Raw genomic sequence first — 309 nt, forward strand, 5'->3', positions numbered from 1 at the left:
GGCCTCATCTTCGCCAAACTCTTTTTCGAACCCGCAGGCGCCGATATTGCGCTGCTGATTTCCTTTGCATCAGTTGGTCTGAGTTTCCTGTTCAGGCCGCTGGGTGCTTTCCTGGCAGGGCACTTCGGGGACAAATTAGGTCGGCGCGCCATGCTGGTCCTGACACTGGTCCTGATGGGCGCAGCCACCACCTTGATCGGTGTCTTGCCCACATACCAAACGGCAGGGTTGGCCGCACCGATCCTGCTGCTGCTCCTTCGAATCCTGCAGGGTATCTCAGCCGGTGGCGAATGGGGCGGGGCCGTCCTG

1 protein-coding gene is annotated in these 309 nt (G+C 60.5%); it reads left to right on the forward strand.

Annotated features, from left to right (window positions below; translation table 11 throughout):
* A partial coding sequence (locus tag SB724_RS19715; RefSeq protein WP_410572485.1) for an MFS transporter occupies window positions 1–309 on the forward strand: 309 nt, incomplete at both ends.

It is taken from the genome of Bacillus sp. SIMBA_031 (assembly GCF_046535225.1).
GTDB lineage: Bacteria > Bacillota > Bacilli > Bacillales > Bacillaceae > Bacillus > Bacillus velezensis.